This is a genomic window from Algoriphagus vanfongensis DSM 17529, assembly GCF_000429465.1.
Lineage (GTDB): Bacteria > Bacteroidota > Bacteroidia > Cytophagales > Cyclobacteriaceae > Algoriphagus > Algoriphagus vanfongensis.
The window spans coordinates 88,037-107,759 of record NZ_AUBX01000014.1; the positions used below are offsets into that span (position 1 = coordinate 88,037).

Below are 19,723 nucleotides of genomic sequence, written 5' to 3' on the forward strand. Positions count from 1 at the left end.
ATTACGCTTCGTTTTTGTCTTTATTTCTGATTTTGGTAAAGTACCAAACGTTTGGACTCACGTTGATCTCTTCCAATACGTGGTATGCTCTTTCTTCACCCACTTCCTTCATTGCTGAATCAGTTTCTTCGATTTTCAACAATTTGGAGATTCTGCTTTCAGGATCATTCAAATCACCGAATACCAAACCACCACCTGGACATGCTTCCGCACAAGCTACATTGATGTCTCCATCTTGTACTTTACGTTTCTCACGCTTGGCATCCAACTTACCAGCTTGGATTCTCTGCACACACATGGAGCATTTTTCCATCACACCTCTGGCACGTACAGTCACGTCTGGATTCAAGACCATTTTACCCAAATCATCATTCTGGGCCATGTTGGCTACAGCGAAGTCTTTGTTGTCATGGTATTTGAACCAGTTGAATCGACGTACTTTATAAGGACAGTTGTTGGCACAATAACGAGTACCGATACATCTGTTGTAAGTCATTTGGTTGAGACCCTCTGTAGAGTGGGTAGTCGCAGCTACTGGACATACAGTCTCACAAGGAGCGTTGTTACAGTGCTGACACATCATCGGCTGGAATGTCACTTCTGGATTTTCAGCGGCTTTTTCCATTCCTTCCAAATCATCTGCAGGAGCATCAGAAGAATAATAGCGGTCAATTCTGATCCAAGCCATTTCTCTTCTATTCAATACTTCTTGCTTACCGACTACAGCGACGTTGTTTTCCACTTGACATGCGATGGTACAAGCACCACAACCCGTACAAGAAGACATATCAATTGCCAATCCCCAGTGATGCTGGCTATACTTATGCCCTGACCAAAGTGAGATTTTAGATGGTTTCACAAACTCACCATCTTTATAGATTTCTGGTTTATATCTACCAGCAGAAGGATCTTCTTTGTATTCAGCAAGAGTAGTCTCCTGGATGACGTTTTCACGTCCCATGAAAGTCTGATGGGTCTGAGTACGGGCGATTTTATAAGAATCTCCTGTCACAGCTACTTCTACACCAGCAGTGATATCTGTCTGTACATATCCTTTGGACACATCCAAAAGATCAAATGCATTCACACCTACTCCATTTCCAGCTCTACCGGCTTTGGTACGACCGTAACCAATAGCCAAACCGAAAGTACCATATGCCTGACCCGGCTGGATCATGATCGGCACAATGATGGATTTGCCATTGACAGTCACTTGAGCTTTCTGAGTGTTTTCTTCAAACATGGTCACACCGTTTTCGGTAGCCCATTTTTGAGAAACAGTCAGGTAATTGTCCCAAGTAGCTTTGGTGATAGGATCGGACATTTCCTGTAGCCATGGGTTATTGGCAAATGTACCGTCCCCCATACCTACTTTGCTATAAATGACTAGTTCGCTACCTGCATTGTCTGCCGAATAACTCTTGGCAACTGCAGCTGCGGCAGAAGATGAATCAGCAATAGCAGCAAGGGCCACAGGCTCAGAAGCTGTACCTGCTACACCATTATAAAGTGATCTATCCCAGAATTCCTGGAATTCTCCACCAGTCTCAGTCTGGGTGAACAGTCCAGCTTCCCAGTTTTGACGAAGGAAGTCATAGTAATTGACTGAAGAACCAGCCCAAGCAAGGAAAGAGTCCTGCGCTTGACGGGTATTAAACAATGGAGAAATAGTCGGCTGAGCGAGAGAGAATTGACCTCTTTTTGGTTCGAAATCATTCCAAGATTCCAAGAAATGGTGATCCGGTGCGACTACTTGTACCAAAGATGAAGTTTCATCCAACGTACCGTTTGTAGCTATACTTACTTTCGCTTTGGCTATGCCTTCTGCGATTTCAGCTCCTCTTGGATGATCATATACCGGGTTACAGTTATAGAAGATAACCGCTCCGACCTGTCCACCTTTCAATTCATTGACGAACTGGGACATTCTCGCATCATCTCCTTTTCTGAAATTCACCGGATTGGAGAAATCCACTGTAGAACCATTGGCTCCAAGGAGATCATTGATGGCATTGATGACGATCTGTACATTTGGGTCGTTGGAGCCAGACACAACAAGTCCTGTTCCTTTTGCTGCCCAAAGGTCATTTGCAGCCTTATCCAAGTGAGCGATTTCTACTGCCTGAGCAGAGACGGTAGCAGCACCTGCTTTTTTAGCCAATGCGTTGTACAACGCCAAAACTGCCAATCCGCTTTGAGAAGCTTTGATCGGAGTTCTATAATCTGCATTAGCACCGGCTAGGGAAAGATTGGATTCGAATTGGTAGTGACGAGACATCACAGGATTCTCTTTTGTCACTTTTCTATTGGCAGTGTAGCCTTCAGAATATTCAGTAGGGGAAATCCAAGTACCCAAGAAATCAGCTCCAAAGGAGACGATTACTTTTGCTTTGTCAAATCTATAATCAGGGATCATGGCCTGACCATAGCTTGTCTCTGCTGCTTTGAGGATACCATAGTTGGATCTAGGATCATAGGTGATCACCTCGACATTACCAAAGGCAAGGTTCAACTCCTCGATTGCTTTCTCAGTAGATGGAGAATACAAGGAATTGGTCACCACTTTGATAGCGCCTGCAGAGGCCAACTTGGATTTTACTTCTGCATCCACTGATTTCCAGTCAGCATCAGATCCAGCGATCTTTGGCCCTGTCAATCGTTGTTTGTCATAAAGGGAAAGTACAGATGCCTGCATGATGGCGCTGCTTCCTCCTTTATTAATAGGACTAAGTGTATTTCCGTCAATTTTGATCGGACGACCTTCTCTGGTTTTCACCACGATAGAGCCATATTCACCGCCTACAGCAAAAGTAGATGCGTAATAATTAGGAATAGAAGGGTTGATATCTACTGGCTTATTCACATAAGGAATGGCCTTTCTTACAGGAGCTTCACAAGCTGCCAAAGAAGCTGCTGCCAAGCTGAATCCCATCACTTTAAGAAAATCCCTTCTGGACGCACTGCCATCTTCTCCCACTGCGGAAGGAAGCTCAGGGAATTCCCTGTCAGCGTGCTTTACAAACTCTGGATCGTTGTTGAGCTGCTCAAGCCCTTTCCAGTATGTTTTTTTTGTTTCCTTCATTGTATGATCTAGGAATGAATTTGCGAAATGAATGAATTAATAGTGGCACTTGGCACATTCCAGACCACCGATGTCTTTGACTTTCAAAGCATCTTTGGAATCAGAGTGCAACTGAACCAATTTGTCATAGTACTCATTGCCTTGAGAATTGATCTCAGTCTGTCTATGACAATCAATACACCAACCCATGGTCAAAGCGGAATGCTGTCTGACCACTTCCATCTCCTGAATAGGACCATGACAGGTCTGGCATTCGATCCCTCCCACTTTCACGTGCTGGGAGTGGTTGAAGTACGCCAAATCAGGAAGGTTGTGTACACGAACCCATTCAATAGGTTTATTATTATCTACTGCATCGTAGATTTTCTGAATTTCAGGAGAAACACCTTCTTTACCTTGTACGTTCTGCACGTGAGTGTGACAGTTCATACAGATATTAGGAGAAGGGATATTAGCTGAGCGACCGATCTCTACGCCTGTGTGACAATACTGACACTGGATTTCCAAGGTGCCTGCATGCAATGCGTGAGAGTAAGCAATCGGCTGAGTAGGAGCATATCCTTGCTGCACACCTACCGAGTATAGTCCGTCGATAGCTGTTTTAGCGACCAAAGCAATGACCAATGCCGTGACTATCACTACAAAGCCATCACTCTTCAGCACTTTGCCCAAGTCAAATTTTTGCTGAACAAATTCTCTTTCTTCCTCGTCTAGGTCTTGCTTGTTGATATACTTGGTCAAGACTGAGATGATCAGTCCCAATACGATCAAAATCAACAAAAGGACGATCACCAAAACCACTACGATAATGGTCAGGTATTCGGAAGGAATACCTCCACCAGCAGCTACTGCACCTTCACCACCTGCGGCGGCGGCAGCGGCTTCTGCAGCGGGATCTACTTTGTCACCAAATTCGATGTAGGTAAGAAGATTGGTAAGATCATCATCGGACAAAAATGGATGCTGAGGCATCACAGTACTGTTGTACTCTGCAAACAGCTTGTTTGCATATTCATCTCCAGATGCGATGACAGCCGAAGAATTCAAGATAAACTTCTTGGCCCACTCGGCAGACTGTCTGTCAGTGACACCTCTCAATGCAGGGCCAATGGCCTTCTGATCCAGTTTGTGGCAGGTTTTACAATTTGCATTAAAGATTGACTTACCTGCTGCAATTGCTTCGTCGCTTTCTACTATTGCCGGATCTGCAGCAAATGCTTGCGTTCCGATCAGTAGGCAAAACAACACTGCCAGTGTGTGGAAATTCAATCGAACCCCTACTAACGAGCGTTTGGATAACATATTATAGCTAATTAAATAGTTTAATCGGTTTTCAATAACCCCTGCAAAGGTAGTATCCGGGGCTTATTTTTCAAACAAGAGATAATTTGGCCCCTAAAATCGAAAGCTATTCTAAATAAGAGCTTATTTTATTGATTTACAGTTTTTTACAAGGCTTTTCAAAGGACTAAATCAATTTAGAATCTTTATAAATAGAAGCTGATTTATTCCTTTTTGAAGCAGATCAAAAAATCAAGAAAAACCTCACATTTATTTTCACGTAGAAAGTCCGCTTATCCGAAAAATATTCACCTATCTCGCAAAAAACCACTGCTCCATTTTTGCTTGAGAACCATATTTCCCTACATTTGCATTCCGAATTGAAATGGTCGCGTGGCCGAGTGGCTAGGCAGAGGTCTGCAAAACCTTGTACAGCGGTTCGAATCCGCTCGCGACCTCCATAGAAAAGCATCCTAAATAGGATGCTTTTTCTGTTTCCACCCTTCTCTGAGAGAACTTTCAAGCAAGGTCAGAGCTAGACTTTTCCGCAGACACACGCACAACCGCTCTAGTGAAGCAAGGTATGAGGACTTGTTTAGACATGAGGCTTCACAGAAGTGATCCTAGCTTTGTATTCGCTCTGAGCGACTAAGCTCATCACAGAGAGGTAAATCACCTCTTCTCTAAGCCTTATTCATCGAATCTGGTAAGTCACCTCAAGGTTTAGGCCCAATTCCATCACATTCCTTTTACGACTTGTGGATTCATATTGAATCGCACCATGACGCTTGAAATTAGGAATAAAAGCAAAACGGAATCTATCGACCTGATACTTGCCCCCTAGTCCAAGCTGATAGCCAATACCGCTCTGACTGAGATAATCACTAGAACCAAGCTGAAAATCAAAAATGGGTCCCCCTGTCACAAAGGCGAACGGCAAAAAAGAATAGGAAGCCAGCACAGGAATAGAAACCATTGAAAACTCCTCAAATCGTTTGTTCAGATCCAAACCGGGAGCCGGAGTGATGATATGTGTAGCAGCAGAATAGCTAAGCCCGGATGTCATCTCCCATTTTTCATTCCAAGATCGCGTGACCACTAGTCCAATCGTGGAGAAGTCTTCCATATCAAGCCCTGGACCACCTACTAGATCTCCCCCTTGGTCGATACTGGCATTAGAAACACCTCCCTGAAACCCAAGTCTGAAGCCAGACTGAGCAAGGAGCGAGGTGGAGAAAATAGTAAAAAGCAGAAACAGGAAATACTTATTCATATAGATAGTGCCTAAAATGGTGCTGATAAGATAATGACGAAAAATAGGTAAAAAGCGATACCAACAAAAAAACGCCGACTTCTCAGTCGGCGTTTCCTATTTCTATGGTTCAAAAAGAATTACTTCTTTCCTTCCATTTTCTCTTTCAATTCTGCCAAAGCGTCCAAATCACCTAGGGTAGACTTCTCAGCTGGAGAGTTGTCAGCAGTATCTTCCTTCTTCTTAGCAGCTTTTTTAGCTGGCTTGATTTCTTCACGGAACATCGCTGTATGAGACATGACGATTCTCTTATCATCTTTAGAGAATTCAGCTACTTTGAAGTCCAAAGACTCACCAACCTCAACTTGAGATCCGTCTTCTTTCTCCAAATTCTTGGATGTAGCAAATCCTTCTAGACCGTAAGGAAGTTCCAAAACTGCACCTTTGTCGTTTTTAGAAACAACAGTACACTTATGAACAGATCCTACAGGGAACACATCTTCGAAAGTATCCCAAGGGTTTTCTTCCAATTGCTTGTGACCTAGTGCCAATCTTCTGTTGTCTACGTCAAGTTCCAAAACAGCTACTTCTAGCTCGTCTCCTACTTTCACGAATTCAGATGGATGCTTGATCTTCTTAGTCCAAGAAAGGTCAGATACGTGAACCAATCCGTCGATACCTTCTTCCAACTCAAGGAATAGGCCGAAGTTGGTCAAGTTACGCACAATACCGCTGTGCTTGGAACCTACCGCATACTTGGTACCCATGTCTTCTTTGGTCCATGGATCTTCGGTCAATTGTTTGATACCCAAAGACATTTTTCTGTCTTCTTTGTCCAAAGTCAAGACTACAGCTTCGATTTCGTCTCCTACTTTCACGAAGTCTGCTGGGTTTCTCAAGTGCTGAGACCAGCTCATTTCGGATACGTGGATCAAACCTTCTACACCTGGAGCCAATTCCAAGAACGCACCGTAGTCAGCTACGTTTACGATCTTACCTTGTACTCTAGATCCAACTTCCAAGTTGCCAGCCAAAGAATCCCAAGGATGAGCAGTCAACTGCTTCATACCCAAAGAAATTCTCTTCTTGTCATCATCAAAGTCAAGAACAACGATCTGAACTTTCTGATCAAGCTGCAATACCTCTTCTGGATGGTTGATACGTCCCCAAGAGATGTCTGTGATGTGAAGTAGACCATCTACACCACCCAAGTCGATGAATACACCGAAATTGGTCATGTTCTTGATCACACCTTCCAACACTTGACCTTTCTCTAGGTTGTTGAGGATCTCTGCTTTTTGCTTCTCGAGATCTTTCTCGATCAACACTTTGTGAGAAACGACTACGTTATCGTTAGCGTGGTTGATTTTCACCACTTTCACTTCCATTTTCTTACCTACATAGATATCGAAATCTCTGATAGGCTTCACATCGATCTGAGAACCTGGCAAGAAGGCTTCTACACCGTAGATATCTACGATCAAACCACCTTTGGTTCTTCTCTTCACAAGACCTTCGATTACGCTATCATTTTCAAATGCGCTCTCGATATCCTGCCAAGCACGAACGATTTTTGCTTTTTTACGGGAAAGGATCAACTGACCCAAAGCATTCTCCTGCTCTTCGATGAATACTTCTACTTCGTCACCAGGCTTGATGGATTCCAAATCACGAAATTCGTTCAATGGTACCAAACCGTCGGATTTGAAACCGATGTTGATGATCACGTCCTTGTCGTTCACACCTACTACAGTTCCTTTGATCACTTCTTTCTCAGTGATCTCGTTCAATGTACCTTCGTACATTGCAGCCATTTCTTCGCGTTGCGCTTTGGAATAGCCTTCTCCGAATCCTTTGGTTTCGAAGTTTTCCCAGTTAAAATCTGAATTATTAGACATAATAGTGATGACCCTGAATTCCCATCAGTCGTCGGGTCAGATGACTGCAGGTTTTTAGTTGTAAATCAATGAATTAGGACTCCCTAAAACACTCCGCTCACCCGAACGGACTGCAAAGGTACTGATTTTCTGTGATTTCTAGAAAAGTCCATTAAAAATTCTAAGATTTAATCCTTCTCCAGCTCCTTCCCAAATTATCTTCTTAGAGACAACAAAAAAGCCCTCCAACTAATTGAAGGGCTTTGAAGTCTATAAATTCAGCTCCTTACCAATTCGGATTTTGAGGTAAGAGATTGGGATTGATGTTGATTTCTGCCTGAGGTACCGGCCACAGCAAGAGTTTTTCGTCATAAACTCGCTCATGAGAAGGCACACTTTGTACACTTTCCATAGCTGCTTTCAAATCTTCACCACCATATCTCAACAGATCAAAATAGTGATGCCCTTCAAATGCCAGCTCCACTCTTCTTTCTCTTTTGATTGCTACACGCAACTCATCCTGAGAAAGTCCTTCTGGAAGATTTTCCAACCCAGCACGAGTTCGGATTTTGTTCACTGCTTCATAAGCAGTAGCAGTAGGCCCATTCAATTCATTTTCTGCTTCTGCAATAGTCAAGAGAACTTCAGCATAGCGAAGAACCACGAAGTTGGCATCACCGTCTCCCGTTACCATTTCGTCAGGAATCACTCCTTTGATCACAGCAAATCCAGTGGGGGTCCTCACTCCTGAGAATGTAATCCCGGCAAAGTCCTGACCATCTTGTAGGACCGTGGCATCCTTACGGATATCGCCCTCCTCAAAGAAATCTACAAACTCCTGAATAGGATGATAGGATCCTGCTCCAAAGGCCGGAACAGCTCCAGAACTCGAATTAAATGAGCTACCTACTCCAGAGGAACCTGTATTCCCTAAAAACTGTACTTCAAAGATCGATTCTGAACTGTTGTTTTCGAGGGAAGGTAAAAACATGGAGGCAAAATCTTCTGTCTCTAGCAACTCATATCCGAGTTCAGTGACTTGGTCAGCAGCAGACAAAGCTTCAGCATAATTTTCATTATAAAGATGTACTCTAGCCATCAGAGCCCATGCAGCTCCTTGGGTAGCACGGCCAGTTTCTGCAGTACCATAGGTTACTGGCAAAACAGAAACAGCCGCATTCAAGTCTTCTAAAATCTGATCCAAAACCACGGCTTTAGAATCTCTCGGAACCAAAGACTCTTCGATCGTCTGCTCAGCTGTCACCAAGGGTACATCCTGGTAAAGATTGGTCAGATGAAAGTAAAACAAGGCCCGTAAAAACTTAGCTTCTCCAATTATTCTATTCTTCAAGGTCTCGTCCATATCAATGTCCGGCACATTTAAAATCACCTCATTGGCACGAACAATCCCTTCGTAGGATTTCTTCCAGATATTGCTAGGCCAGACACTAGATGCATCAAAGCCTCGCCCCTCACTGATCTCCAAGTAATAGTTGAAAGAGTACTGCGAATATGCATTGTCCGCAATAGCATCCGAATGCTTCATAAACTCCCGATACATGTGATTGTGAGCCAAGACATTGTATACTCCATTCACTCCTAAGATAGCATCATCACTGGTGGCCCAAAATTGAGGGGCCCCAATAGAATTGAGCGGATATCGCTCCAAATCAGCACACCCTACTGCTAGAATGAGCATGAATAGTCCTATATATTTTTTCATTTTATTCAAAAGTTGAGATTAGAATGAAACATTAAGTCCCATCGTAAATGATTTGGCCTGAGGGTAACTGTCGTTGACATTATTGAATGTCTGGGCATCTTCCGGATCAAACCCATCTACAAACTTGGTCAGAGTCAGCAGATTTTGACCCGAAACGTATACTCTCAGCCTTGAAAGCCCTATCTGCTCAACCAATTCATCGGAGAAAGCATAGCCTAGTTCGATGTGTTTCATTCTCAAATATGACGCGTCCAAAATCGCACTTGAGATGGAAGGACCTACAAATAGAGAGGTATTGTACTTATAATTAGTAGCCACTCTAGGCACGTCTGTATCTGGATTTTCCGGTGTCCATCGATCCAGGTATAATTCAGTCAAATTGCTCAGCCCTCTCAAGCCATCAGTTCCATATACGCCATTTTCCACGTCTCTACCTAACACCCCTTGGAACAACACCCGGAAGTTGAAACCTTTGTAATCAGCTGTCCACGTCATCCCAAAAGTGTTGCGGATATTGGGATTGCCGATGATCACTCGATCTGCTGCATCTACGACTCCATTTCCATCCGTATCTTCATAGATATAGTCGCCTGCCGATGCTGCTGCTCCTGCTGGCTGCACGCCGTAGGTATCCACATCCTGAGCTTCTGCATCAGACTGAAAAATCCCGATGATCTTGTGCCCATAGAATGAATTGATCGGAAACCCTTCTTTGGTGAGTACTTTATTGGCAGATAGAAACTCACTGTCTAGCCTCAACACCTTGTTATCATTGTGAGACCAGTTGGCAGAGATGGAATATTCAAAATCACTTCCTGCCATCCCATAATAATTGATAGAAAGCTCATACCCTCTATTCTGAACCTGACCTTGGTTTTGGACTGGAGGTGAAAGGTTACCGAGTGTCGCGGCAATTGGAGGGCTCAACAAGACATTTTTGGAAGTCCTGTTATAATAATCTGCAGTAAGGGATAGTTTGTAGTCAAATAGAACCATATCCAGCCCTATATCCGTGGTTTCAGTTGTTTCCCATTTGACATTTGGATTGGCCATGGCTATTGCTGCTCCACCACTGACCAATGAATTCCCAAAGACATAAGGCTGGTCTAGGTTGATGGTAGAAATACTGGAATAGTTACCAATATTTTGATTGCCCAATTGCCCCCAACTCGCTCTCAATTTCATGTCATTGACCTTACTCATATCCTTCAAAAACTCTTCTTTGGCTATATTCCAGCCTACAGAGAAGGATGGGAACACACCATACCTGTTGTTTTCACCGAATCTAGAAGAACCATCATAGCGCACATTCATCTCCGCAAGGTATTTCCCCTCATAGTCATAGTTTACTCTACCAAATAGCGATTCCAAAGCCCATTCGCTCGCATTTCCCGCCACACTAGGATTCAATGTAGCGGCATCCAGCTCAGTCAAGAGATCACTGTTGTACCCTTGATTGGATGCTGCCAGGTAATCTTGCCGAAAAGTCTGGCTGGTATAGCCTACCAATCCGGACAAATTCGATTTGCCCAATGACTTATGATATCTCCCTGTCATTTCAAAAGTAGAGGTAGTACTGAGCAGGTCGCTTTCTAGATAGCTTCCCAAACCATTGGAGGAAAACACATTCACGCCATCTGAAACTGTCATTTTAGATCTAAACTGACTCTGCTTCCGATCCTGTACATATACGGAACCGTTAGCTTTAAAAATCAAATCTTTGACAGGTTCTACTTCCATGTACACATTTGGGGTAGCTCGGTAATATTTGGTATTGTCATTCCCTCCATATTTAGCCATCCCGATAGGGTGTATGCCATTATTGGTTCGCCCTACCAAAGCCGCATTGCCAGCTGACACATATCCATTCTCATATGTCATAGGGTTGAGAGGAGCGACACGAATCATATCTCGAATCAATTGAGTTACGCCATAGCCACTATAGTTTGGCTCATTGCTATCCGTTAAACTCCCGGAGATATTAAATCCAGCTCTTACTTTTTCTGAAATCTTCGTATCTATATTTGATCGGAAATTGTAGCGTTTGGAGTCAGTCTCAATCACGATACCTTCCTGATTCTGATACCCTATGGAAAATAAATACTTTGTACTCTCTGTTCCTCCATTTACTGATAGATAATAATTTTGAAGAGGAGCACCATTGACGTATCCTTGATCAAATAGGGTCGGACCACTGTAGTACCGTGAATCCCCGCCGTTTCTAAAAAGCTCCAACTCCTCTGCTGTATAGAGTTCATTCAAGCCTACATTTGTTTGAGCTTCATTTTTCAGCCTCGCAAAATCATAGGCACTAAGCATTTTGGGAGTGGTCGTCGGACTTTGGAAAGCCACATAGGAATCAAAGGAAACTTTGGCTTTGCCGGATCTACCTCTTTTGGTCGTCACGAGAATGACCCCATTCGCAGCTCTCGCTCCATAAATAGCAGCTGAAGCAGCATCTTTTAAGACGGAGAAGCTTTCGATATCATTCGGATGAACGTCATTAAGAGTCGACTGGACTCCATCCACCAGTACCAAAGGAGCTGAATCATCACTCTGCGCACCGGCACTGGTCCTTACTGTACCAATACCTCGGATTTGGATCGTAGGATTGTCATTGCCAGGTTGACCGGAGCCCTGAATCAATTGAACCCCCGAAACTCTACCCGAAAGTGCATTGGCTGCACTCGTCACAGATTGGCTCCCGATATCTTCTGAATCCAAAGTCCCGATAGCTCCTGTCAAATCAGACTTTTTCTGAGTTCCATAGGCGACCACGACTACTTCTCCCAATTGCTCCCCTGCAAGAGTCACGTCGATCGTAGATCGATTGCCGACTACTTCTTCGACGGTTTGATATCCGACAAAACTGAACACTAGTGTGGCACTTTGATCGGCACTGATCGTGTAGTTGCCATCTACATCGGTGACTGTTCCCCGAACAGTCCCTTTCACCAGGACATTGGCCCCAGGCAGGGACTCACCTGAATCTCCGTCGATCACCTTTCCTTTGATCGTCACATCCTGAGCAAAAGCCAGATTGACCATCAAAAGAAATGAAAAGACTGTAATTAGTTTCTTCATAAGCTAAATAGGTAAGAAATGATAAATACTTGATTTCAAAAGACCATTCCCCACTCCATTTTGATTGCTTTCAGCTTGCATAAAATTCTGACATACAGCTGAAGACAAGAAGAAAACATCTCTCCTAAAAGCTCCTGAAAAATGATTTATGGGGAAAACTGACTTTTGACTAAGCCTACAAGTTACATAATTAGGGCATCAGGACTAAACTATTTTAGTCCTTTCGGACTATTATTTTTCCAAAAAACTGATATTCAGAAACTTAATTTTACAAAAGACAAATAATAAAAACCCTTTTGGGAGCTTTGTAGATAGAATCCCGCCTCCGGAAGCATGGCTGCAAAAGAAAAGGTAAGAGAAAAGAAAAAGCCCCAAATTTCATAAAAACATGAAACTGGGGCTTTGCAAGCAAAGAGTTAAAGGATAATTTTCGAATTTGAATCTAGTGATTTTTCACCAAACTCAAGAAATTCAGATCGTATTTCTGTAGATCAATTCAGCGCAAACCGGATACCCAACCCAAATCTTCCAGGAGTAAACGTATCGGAATATTCCTCAAATGAAATAATAGGTCTCCAATCAAAGCTAAATGTCAGCGGAGTATTGGTGATTCTATAATCCAATCCCGCATTAGGCCGTAGCATAAACTCGGAATAAGAATCCGCAAACATAATGCTTGGGCCAATCCCGGCAAACCACATCAACCCGTTGGCATTGGAGATGTCCCCATGATACTGATACAAAGCAGTGAAGGAAGTGATGTGATTGCCAAATGTAAATTCTCCCATCCCGGCATGCGGACCATTGAAGAAATGCTTGATGGATGGTCCCACCAAAGTAGCTCCCTCTCCAAAATCAATTCCCAGACCTAATGCGGTCCGATAGGTAGACTGGGCCTGTGTGGCAAAAGAAAAAGCGAAAAAGGCGCAAATTGCGATCAGTGATTTTTTCATCATTCTAGTTTTTAATTCCTCCTCAAACGATCTATTTGAGATAAACTGACTTTAGAAATAATGATGCTAAATCGCTTTCCTAAATCTCTAGAAATGTGCAAAAACAGCCAAATTCGTTAGTTGGCAGCCATTTAGACCAAAAAATCACAAATGGCCCATCGAAGAAAAATGATAGATCTCTTTTCCCTTTTGATGCTATTGAGGGTATAAGCTCTACAATCTGTAGAAAGCCATTCTCTGCATTCCAGATTTTTTGAAGTCCAGCCAAGAATTGGAGTTCGATTCTACAACTCAATCATTCGCCACAGGCGGATTTTCTACTTCTCCCTCCTGCAAAAGATCCCCTGCCAAGTCCTCAAAAGCTGCATACACGGCCATATAACTAACGGCCCCAGAGACCAGCAGCCCGACACCTAGAAATAACAAGCCCACAATATTGATGACCATCAGCAAGAGAGCAAAGGCAAAAAACCTCCACCAGATTTTAGTGATCAACTTCCGGCTCAGCTCCATGGAAGTCCAAAACTCCGTTCCTCCAAAAAGCACAAAAGGCAACGCAAAGGAATAAGCGACTGCTAGGTAAATCCCCGGAAGAATCAGTGCGATCAACCCTAGAAGCGTGATAATCCCAACTATAATATTGACAGAGACGACCGGTAACCAAAACTTAAACCCATCAAAGCAGTCTTTGAATTCTACAGTTTCTCCCCGACTGATTTTATTGGCAATAAGATAAAACCCCGCAATCAAAGGCGGACTGATCAAGATGCTGATCAAGCCAGCAAAATCTTCCAAATAAAAAGTCGGAATCACCTGTACCAAAAGCACAACTAAGAAGTAAACAATCAAAATGACAGGTTCGGCTTTAAATAGCTCCCATCCCCTTTTGAGCGCCGCATCTATATCAAAATAAATCGGCGAATTGAGCAGACGCTCAGCTTTACGTGGATCGATCAAAACTGAATAAACTTAATTGGTAAAGGCTTCTAAAATATCGTGTTTGGTAATGATATGAATCTGGTCTTTTTCATCTCTGACAAGAACCGCTTTTTCTTTCTCGATCATGGATGACAAGACATCCAAAGTACTATCTCTGGCCACAAAAGTCATAGAATCCTCCATCACTTCAGATACACCGGCATCTTTGAGATCAGGATTTTCGATGATTTTGCTCAAAAGCTTGGCGTCTGTCACAGAACCTACGACTTCATTGCCATCCATCACAGGGATCTGCGACACAGAGGTTCTATTCATCAGACCGATTGCGTCACGTACCGAATCACTCTTTTTGACTGATACCAATGAGTATGTCAGTGGCCTTTTGGAAATAATATCTTTCGCAGTCGAATAGGTTTTATCCTCCAAGAAGCCATGGTTTCGCATCCAGTCATCATTGTAGACTTTCCCAAGATACCTCGTGCCATGATCAGGTAAAATGATCACCATCACATCGCCTTCCTGCAAGTGCTCACGGGCATATTCCAGGGCTCCATGCACTGCCGAACCACAAGACCAACCAACAAACAACCCCTCTTCTCTCGCCAATCGACGGGTCATGACAGCTGCATCTTTATCGGTGACTTTGATGAAGTGATCGATAACGTCGAAATTGACATTTTTAGGCAAGATATCTTCACCAATCCCCTCGGTCAAATAAGGATAAACTTCCTTTTCATCAAAAACCCCCGTCTCTTTGTATTTCTTAAACACGGATCCGTACGTATCGATCCCAACGGAAATGATCGCCGGATTCTGCTCTTTCAGATAGGTCGCAGTACCACACATGGATCCGCCTGTACCTACTCCAGCTGCATAATGGGTGATTTTACCTTCGGTGTCCTTCCAAATCTCTGGCCCGGTGGTTTCATAGTGAGCAGCAGTATTGGACAAGTTATCGTATTGGTTTGGATAGAATGAATTGGGAATATCCTGATTCAGCTTCCGCGCTACCGAATAATAAGATCTGGGATCATCCGGAGACACATTGGTAGGACAGACGATCACCTCTGCTCCCACCGCTTTGAGGATATCGATCTTTTCTTTGGATTGCTTATCAGCCATGGTAAAGATACACTTGTACCCTTTGGCAACAGCCGCCAAGGCCAACCCCATCCCGGTATTGCCACTGGTCCCTTCGATGATCGTACCTCCTGGCTTCAAAATCCCAGCTTTCTCAGCATCCTCCACCATCTTGATGGCCATGCGATCTTTCATGGAGTTACCCGGATTGAAATATTCAACTTTGACCAATACTTCCCCTTTGATATCCTTGGAAAGCTTATTCAGGCGAATCATGGGAGTATTGCCGATGGTTTCTATGATGGAGTTGTAGATCATTTGTGAGAGATTTTGTTGTTCAAAAATAGATGAAATTATTTGGCTCCAAGTGAAATCAGAAAGATTCGATGGAGTTTTTAAGGAACAGAATCAATGCTCTTTGAATTCCAGTCTACTCAAAATATCCAATAGTACATGAAGCATGATGGCTGCAACAAAACTATGCCCAATCGTAAACGCCAGCATGGCCCAGACGAACTGTTTGGTCAAAATATAAATCAGCACACTGATAATCAGCACCGGAATGACCCCAAAAAGGAAAACACCGATGTTCAAAACCGGTTTGATCAGCTTTCGGTCCCACCCTTCATCCAAACCTACTTTTGGAATTAGATTGAGTGCCAATCCCATCATATAAACCAAAAAAATCACTATGACAAAAAGCGGGATAAGTCCCCAATGCAAACCAGCAATGAAAACAGAAGGAACAATCAATGCTACGGCCACCAGTTCGATCTGCAGGATGTCCAGTTTGATGACATTCCAAAGCTTAGATGCCCATGTCGCCGGAATCAGAAAAAAGTATGGCTTCGAGAAATCACCAATAGAAGCCCGACTCACTCCTGCCAAGAAGTAAAAACAAATCAACAGCAATAAATATGCATTAAGAACCTTGTGGCTAAACCAATCGAAATGGGACAGGATGGCAAAAACTATCCCCAAGCCCACCATGATAATACTATATAGGCCAAATAATGGATGAAAATCCTGCCTGCTCGAATGCACATAACTTCTCCAGTAAAATGCTTTGGCCCCCAAGCCAAAATCTGGCAAGGCCAATTGCTTTTTACTATTGAGGCTAAAACTACTTTCTGATTGCTGTTTTTTCCCCTTAGCCTTTTGGAGTTGTTCCTCGTTGGACTGAGTCGTTTCTAATACATCCTCATAATAATATCCAGCTGTCTCCAGCACCAGTTTCAGCACCACATAATAGGCCAAAGCAAATATCCCCACAAAGGCCAAGGCCAAGATCAAGTTGGCATGACCTACATACCCTATGATCGCACGACTCCAGCCAACAAGGGGAAAAAAGTCAAACCAAGGAGAAGAAATCCAGGCAAACATCCCCTGCCAAAACTTTTCAGCCATTAGCCCTGGAATCACTATGATCAAGAAAAGACCAAGTGCCAAAACCACAATTCCATTTCTGATATATTCTACTACCCCATATTTGGTATGGAGTGTATAGATCAAAAACTTCAGAGGGGAAATCATAAAGAAAAACAGCGAAAAGCCGAGAATCATGAAAGTCAGATTTACTGGACTCAGATCGATCTCACCTGCCATCTGACTGGCACCATAGTTAACAAATAGCAAACTGCCGCCCAAGGCAGGGAGAATAGACCTTCCCATGTAATAGATCAGCAAATTCTCAGGCTTTACAGGAGAGGGAAAAAGCATATTCACATCAGCCATCTTGAAGAAACTGACATTTTTCTTGGTGGCCCGGTACAATTGAAAAATCAAAAAAACCAAAGCCAGAAGAGTCAGCCCTCCCACTAGATTTTGCATCGCAAAGTTGACATCGGGCAATCCGTTTTCATTAAGCTGATCCAATTGACCCATCGCCGCATCGTCCTGATCTCCCATCCTCAAGCTGTAGATCAAGAAAAAATATCCCACCATCACTGCATAGGGAATCAGCCGGAGAGGATTGCGGAGGATCAGAAGGATGTTGTTTTTCAGGATCCACAGATCCTTGAGAAAAAGCAGCTTGATCTCATTCATCTTTGGTCAACTCTAAGAATATATCCTCCAGACTTTCATTCGCATCTCCTTCAAACTGTCTCTTCAGATTCCCGATGGTATCATTGCCTAGAATTTCTCCATTCTTCAAAATCATCACACGATCAGCGATACTTTCCACGCTATCGATCAGGTGTGTACTCACCAATATCGTCTTGCCGGCTTCCTTCAATTCTTTAAAAAGCCGCTTGGTATTCTTGATCGCCTTGGGATCTAGCCCGATCATGGGTTCGTCAAAAAACAGCAAATCCGGATCAGGCAAAAGCGCACAGCAAATCGATACTTTTTGCTTCATTCCTTTCGATAGATCTCGCCCCAGTTTGTCAGCCTTGTCTCCCAAATCATAGATCTCCATCAACTCATCTCCTCTCGCTTTCCAGTCTTTGACTCCATATGCCTGAGCGATAAATTGCAGATGCTCGCGGATCGTCAATAGATCATACACATAAGGAGTCTCAGGGATGTAAGAAAAAAACTTTTTGGCCTCTACCGAGAGATGATCATGTCCTCCGATCGAGATCTCTCCGGAACTTTTGCGCAAAAGACCTACGATACATTTCATCGTGGTGCTCTTTCCGGCTCCATTTGGTCCGAGAAGCCCCACCACTTCACCACCATCTAAATGAAAAGAAATATCATTGACGGCATTTTGCTTGCCATATCTTTTCACCAAATTGGATACTGTCAGCATAAAAATCTATTTTGATTCTAAACTACCACTCTAATCGGGATTTTGGTAGAATTGGAATCTTTTTTGATTCTTTGGAAAAAACCTAAACCCCTCTCAGCTATGAAAAAAACATTGATTACGTTAGTTGCCTTTCTGATGATCCAGTCGGTTTTTGCGCAGCAATCTGGAAGATTTCGGATGGGTATGGACCTTGGGCCCGCTATCCCCAAAGGCGGAGGCATCGGTGTATTGCTCAATTTGGAACCCAAGATCAATGTATCTGACAATATGAACGTGGGGGTAAGATTTGGAGCGGCCGGGCTAGCCAAAGACGTCACTTACTACGACATCACGGAAGACTATGAAGGAGAAGTGTCTGCGAATTTTTCTGTGGCGGGTACTTTCGATTACTATTTCAATAATGGAGGCAGCAATTTCGCACCCTTTATCGGTGCAGGAATCGGCTACTATGGGCTCAGTTCTGTAGAGATCAACTCAGATGATTTTGATGGTCCAGATAATTTTGAGGACTTGGAAGCTTCCTTCAAATGGGCCCCCATGGTCAGAGCCGGAATAGAGCTCGGCAAATTCCGAATGGGCGCCGAATACAATTTCGTCGGACCAAGCGACTTACAAAATTCCAATGGAGAGGTCATCGGTGAAGCGATCAACCAATATTTTGGTTTCACATTTGGCTTTTATGTCGGAGGAGGGCGCTGGAGAGGACTTTAAGCAAAAGCCTAAAGCATCATTCAGGACTTCGTCTGAGCAACGTTTACATCAAGGTTTTTGCAAAAGAATTTTCCAGGCTTTTTCCACATCCCCTTCTTCCAAGACTTCTTTGGCAAGCTGGTGGAGATGGTCTAGCCAACTGGGCTGATCATTCTGAAATCGAATTTTCATTTCCATGATTTCTGGACCTTGGCCAAATGCTTCGACTTCTTCAGGAGAAGGCAACTGCTCCACATTGCCAAGCCTTCCCAGATTGTTGCCCGTCAAAATCGGACTGAATCGGATTTCTTCAGGGATCTGATCAATACCCATCCCGAGAGTTCGGAGGGGTTTCGGTATTTCAAACAAGGAATCTCCATTGGCACGGGTATACCAATTACCCCCCATTCGCGCCACCAAATCGATTTTGCGTGGATCAATTGAGCCATTTTCATCCAAAATATGCTCATCCAGGTGAACTACTAGTACCTCACAGATCACTAGATTTCCGGCCCCACCCTCTTGACCTAAGGACCTTACCTCCAGCACCTTGCACTCAAAAGCAACCTTAGCCTCCTTTACTCTCGGTGGCTTTACGATCTCAGATGCGACCGCCGTCAACCCTGCTTTCTCAAACTCATTTACGCCCTTGCCATACTCAGTACTTGCCAGTGACATCTGCTCCACCATCCCATGATGCACCGTATGGATCACCACTTCCGGCACCTCCAAGACATTTTGTAGCGTATGCTTGGTCGTATTGTCACGCACTCTGCGAGATGGAGAAAACACCAAAACGGCTGGATTGGTACTGAATAGATTAAAAAAGCTAAACGGGCTCAGATTCACGTTCCCCGCTAAATCAATCGTGGATGCAAAAGCGATCGGCCTTGGACCGATACTTCCCTGGAGCAAGGCATGATAGGTGGGCGTGGAAAGGTCTTTGGGATAAAAGGTTTTCATTTTCTGAATTTAAGATTCAATTTTAAAACAAAATCTATTTACTA

13 protein-coding genes and 1 tRNA gene are annotated in these 19,723 nt (G+C 43.6%); 2 read left to right on the forward strand and 12 right to left on the reverse strand.

The window, feature by feature from the left end:
• Position 1: 1 nt before the first annotated feature.
• Positions 2 to 3,082, reverse strand: coding sequence for a TAT-variant-translocated molybdopterin oxidoreductase (locus G460_RS0111565; protein ID WP_026955502.1), 3,081 nt, complete (start codon positions 3,080 to 3,082; stop codon positions 2 to 4).
• 36 nt (positions 3,083 to 3,118) lie between these two features.
• Positions 3,119 to 4,384 carry a c-type cytochrome gene (locus G460_RS0111570; protein ID WP_026955503.1) on the reverse strand — a complete coding sequence of 422 codons (1,266 nt, stop codon included), beginning with the start codon at positions 4,382 to 4,384 and terminating at the stop codon, positions 3,119 to 3,121.
• A gap of 366 nt (positions 4,385 to 4,750) precedes the next feature.
• Between G460_RS0111570 and G460_RS0111575 the strand changes: the two genes are divergently transcribed.
• A tRNA-Cys gene (locus G460_RS0111575) sits at positions 4,751 to 4,824 on the forward strand.
• 233 nt (positions 4,825 to 5,057) lie between these two features.
• On the opposite strand, the gene G460_RS0111580 is transcribed toward G460_RS0111575, so the two are convergent.
• From G460_RS0111580 to G460_RS0111625, 9 genes are all read right to left on the reverse strand, one after another.
• Positions 5,058 to 5,636, reverse strand: coding sequence for an outer membrane beta-barrel protein (locus G460_RS0111580; protein ID WP_026955504.1), 579 nt, complete (start codon positions 5,634 to 5,636; stop codon positions 5,058 to 5,060).
• A 119-nt stretch (positions 5,637 to 5,755) separates the two neighbouring features.
• Positions 5,756 to 7,513, reverse strand: coding sequence for a 30S ribosomal protein S1 (gene rpsA / locus G460_RS0111585; RefSeq protein ID WP_026955505.1), 1,758 nt, complete (start codon positions 7,511 to 7,513; stop codon positions 5,756 to 5,758).
• Between the two features lie 265 nt (positions 7,514 to 7,778).
• Positions 7,779 to 9,215: a RagB/SusD family nutrient uptake outer membrane protein gene (locus G460_RS0111590; RefSeq protein WP_026955506.1), complete on the reverse strand. Its 1,437-nt coding sequence runs from the start codon at positions 9,213 to 9,215 to the stop codon at positions 7,779 to 7,781.
• An 18-nt stretch (positions 9,216 to 9,233) separates the two neighbouring features.
• Entirely contained in the window at positions 9,234 to 12,299 is a 3,066-nt protein-coding gene (locus G460_RS0111595) for a SusC/RagA family TonB-linked outer membrane protein (protein WP_026955507.1), read from the reverse strand.
• A gap of 491 nt (positions 12,300 to 12,790) precedes the next feature.
• Positions 12,791 to 13,252: a hypothetical protein gene (locus G460_RS0111605; RefSeq protein WP_026955508.1), complete on the reverse strand. Its 462-nt coding sequence runs from the start codon at positions 13,250 to 13,252 to the stop codon at positions 12,791 to 12,793.
• A gap of 291 nt (positions 13,253 to 13,543) precedes the next feature.
• A complete protein-coding gene (locus G460_RS0111610; RefSeq protein ID WP_051316026.1) occupies positions 13,544 to 14,209 on the reverse strand; it encodes a DUF2189 domain-containing protein in 666 nt (221 codons plus the stop codon).
• Between the two features lie 12 nt (positions 14,210 to 14,221).
• Complete coding sequence (locus tag G460_RS0111615) at positions 14,222 to 15,589, reverse strand: cystathionine beta-synthase (RefSeq protein ID WP_026955510.1); 1,368 nt, start codon at positions 15,587 to 15,589, stop codon at positions 14,222 to 14,224.
• A gap of 90 nt (positions 15,590 to 15,679) precedes the next feature.
• Positions 15,680 to 17,317 (reverse strand): putative ABC exporter domain-containing protein, encoded by a 1,638-nt coding sequence (locus tag G460_RS0111620; RefSeq protein WP_026955511.1) that lies wholly within the window; start codon positions 17,315 to 17,317, stop codon positions 15,680 to 15,682.
• Entirely contained in the window at positions 17,310 to 18,026 is a 717-nt protein-coding gene (locus G460_RS0111625; protein WP_026955512.1) for an ABC transporter ATP-binding protein, read from the reverse strand. The genes G460_RS0111620 and G460_RS0111625 overlap by 8 nt, the downstream gene beginning before the upstream one ends.
• A gap of 99 nt (positions 18,027 to 18,125) precedes the next feature.
• On the opposite strand from G460_RS0111625, the gene G460_RS0111630 reads away from it, so the two are divergent.
• Complete coding sequence (locus G460_RS0111630; protein WP_026955513.1) at positions 18,126 to 18,737, forward strand: outer membrane beta-barrel protein; 612 nt, start codon at positions 18,126 to 18,128, stop codon at positions 18,735 to 18,737.
• Positions 18,738 to 18,785: 48 nt separating this feature from the next.
• Here the strand turns inward: G460_RS0111630 and G460_RS0111635 are convergent, their stop codons facing one another.
• Positions 18,786 to 19,679, reverse strand: coding sequence for a flavin reductase family protein (locus G460_RS0111635; protein ID WP_026955514.1), 894 nt, complete (start codon positions 19,677 to 19,679; stop codon positions 18,786 to 18,788).
• Positions 19,680 to 19,723 lie beyond the last annotated feature (44 nt).

Coding starts and splice junctions, on each gene's coding strand:
- G460_RS0111565 (WP_026955502.1), bottom strand. CDS start 3,082: ATGAAGGAAACAAAAAAAACATACTGGAAAGGGCTTGAGCAGCTCAAC.
- G460_RS0111570 (WP_026955503.1), bottom strand. CDS start 4,384: ATGTTATCCAAACGCTCGTTAGTAGGGGTTCGATTGAATTTCCACACA.
- G460_RS0111580 (WP_026955504.1), bottom strand. CDS start 5,636: ATGAATAAGTATTTCCTGTTTCTGCTTTTTACTATTTTCTCCACCTCG.
- rpsA (WP_026955505.1), bottom strand. CDS start 7,513: ATGTCTAATAATTCAGATTTTAACTGGGAAAACTTCGAAACCAAAGGA.
- G460_RS0111590 (WP_026955506.1), bottom strand. CDS start 9,215: ATGAAAAAATATATAGGACTATTCATGCTCATTCTAGCAGTAGGGTGT.
- G460_RS0111595 (WP_026955507.1), bottom strand. CDS start 12,299: ATGAAGAAACTAATTACAGTCTTTTCATTTCTTTTGATGGTCAATCTG.
- G460_RS0111605 (WP_026955508.1), bottom strand. CDS start 13,252: ATGAAAAAATCACTGATCGCAATTTGCGCCTTTTTCGCTTTTTCTTTT.
- G460_RS0111615 (WP_026955510.1), bottom strand. CDS start 15,589: ATGATCTACAACTCCATCATAGAAACCATCGGCAATACTCCCATGATT.
- G460_RS0111620 (WP_026955511.1), bottom strand. CDS start 17,317: ATGAATGAGATCAAGCTGCTTTTTCTCAAGGATCTGTGGATCCTGAAA.
- G460_RS0111625 (WP_026955512.1), bottom strand. CDS start 18,026: ATGCTGACAGTATCCAATTTGGTGAAAAGATATGGCAAGCAAAATGCC.
- G460_RS0111630 (WP_026955513.1), top strand. CDS start 18,126: ATGAAAAAAACATTGATTACGTTAGTTGCCTTTCTGATGATCCAGTCG.
- G460_RS0111635 (WP_026955514.1), bottom strand. CDS start 19,679: ATGAAAACCTTTTATCCCAAAGACCTTTCCACGCCCACCTATCATGCC.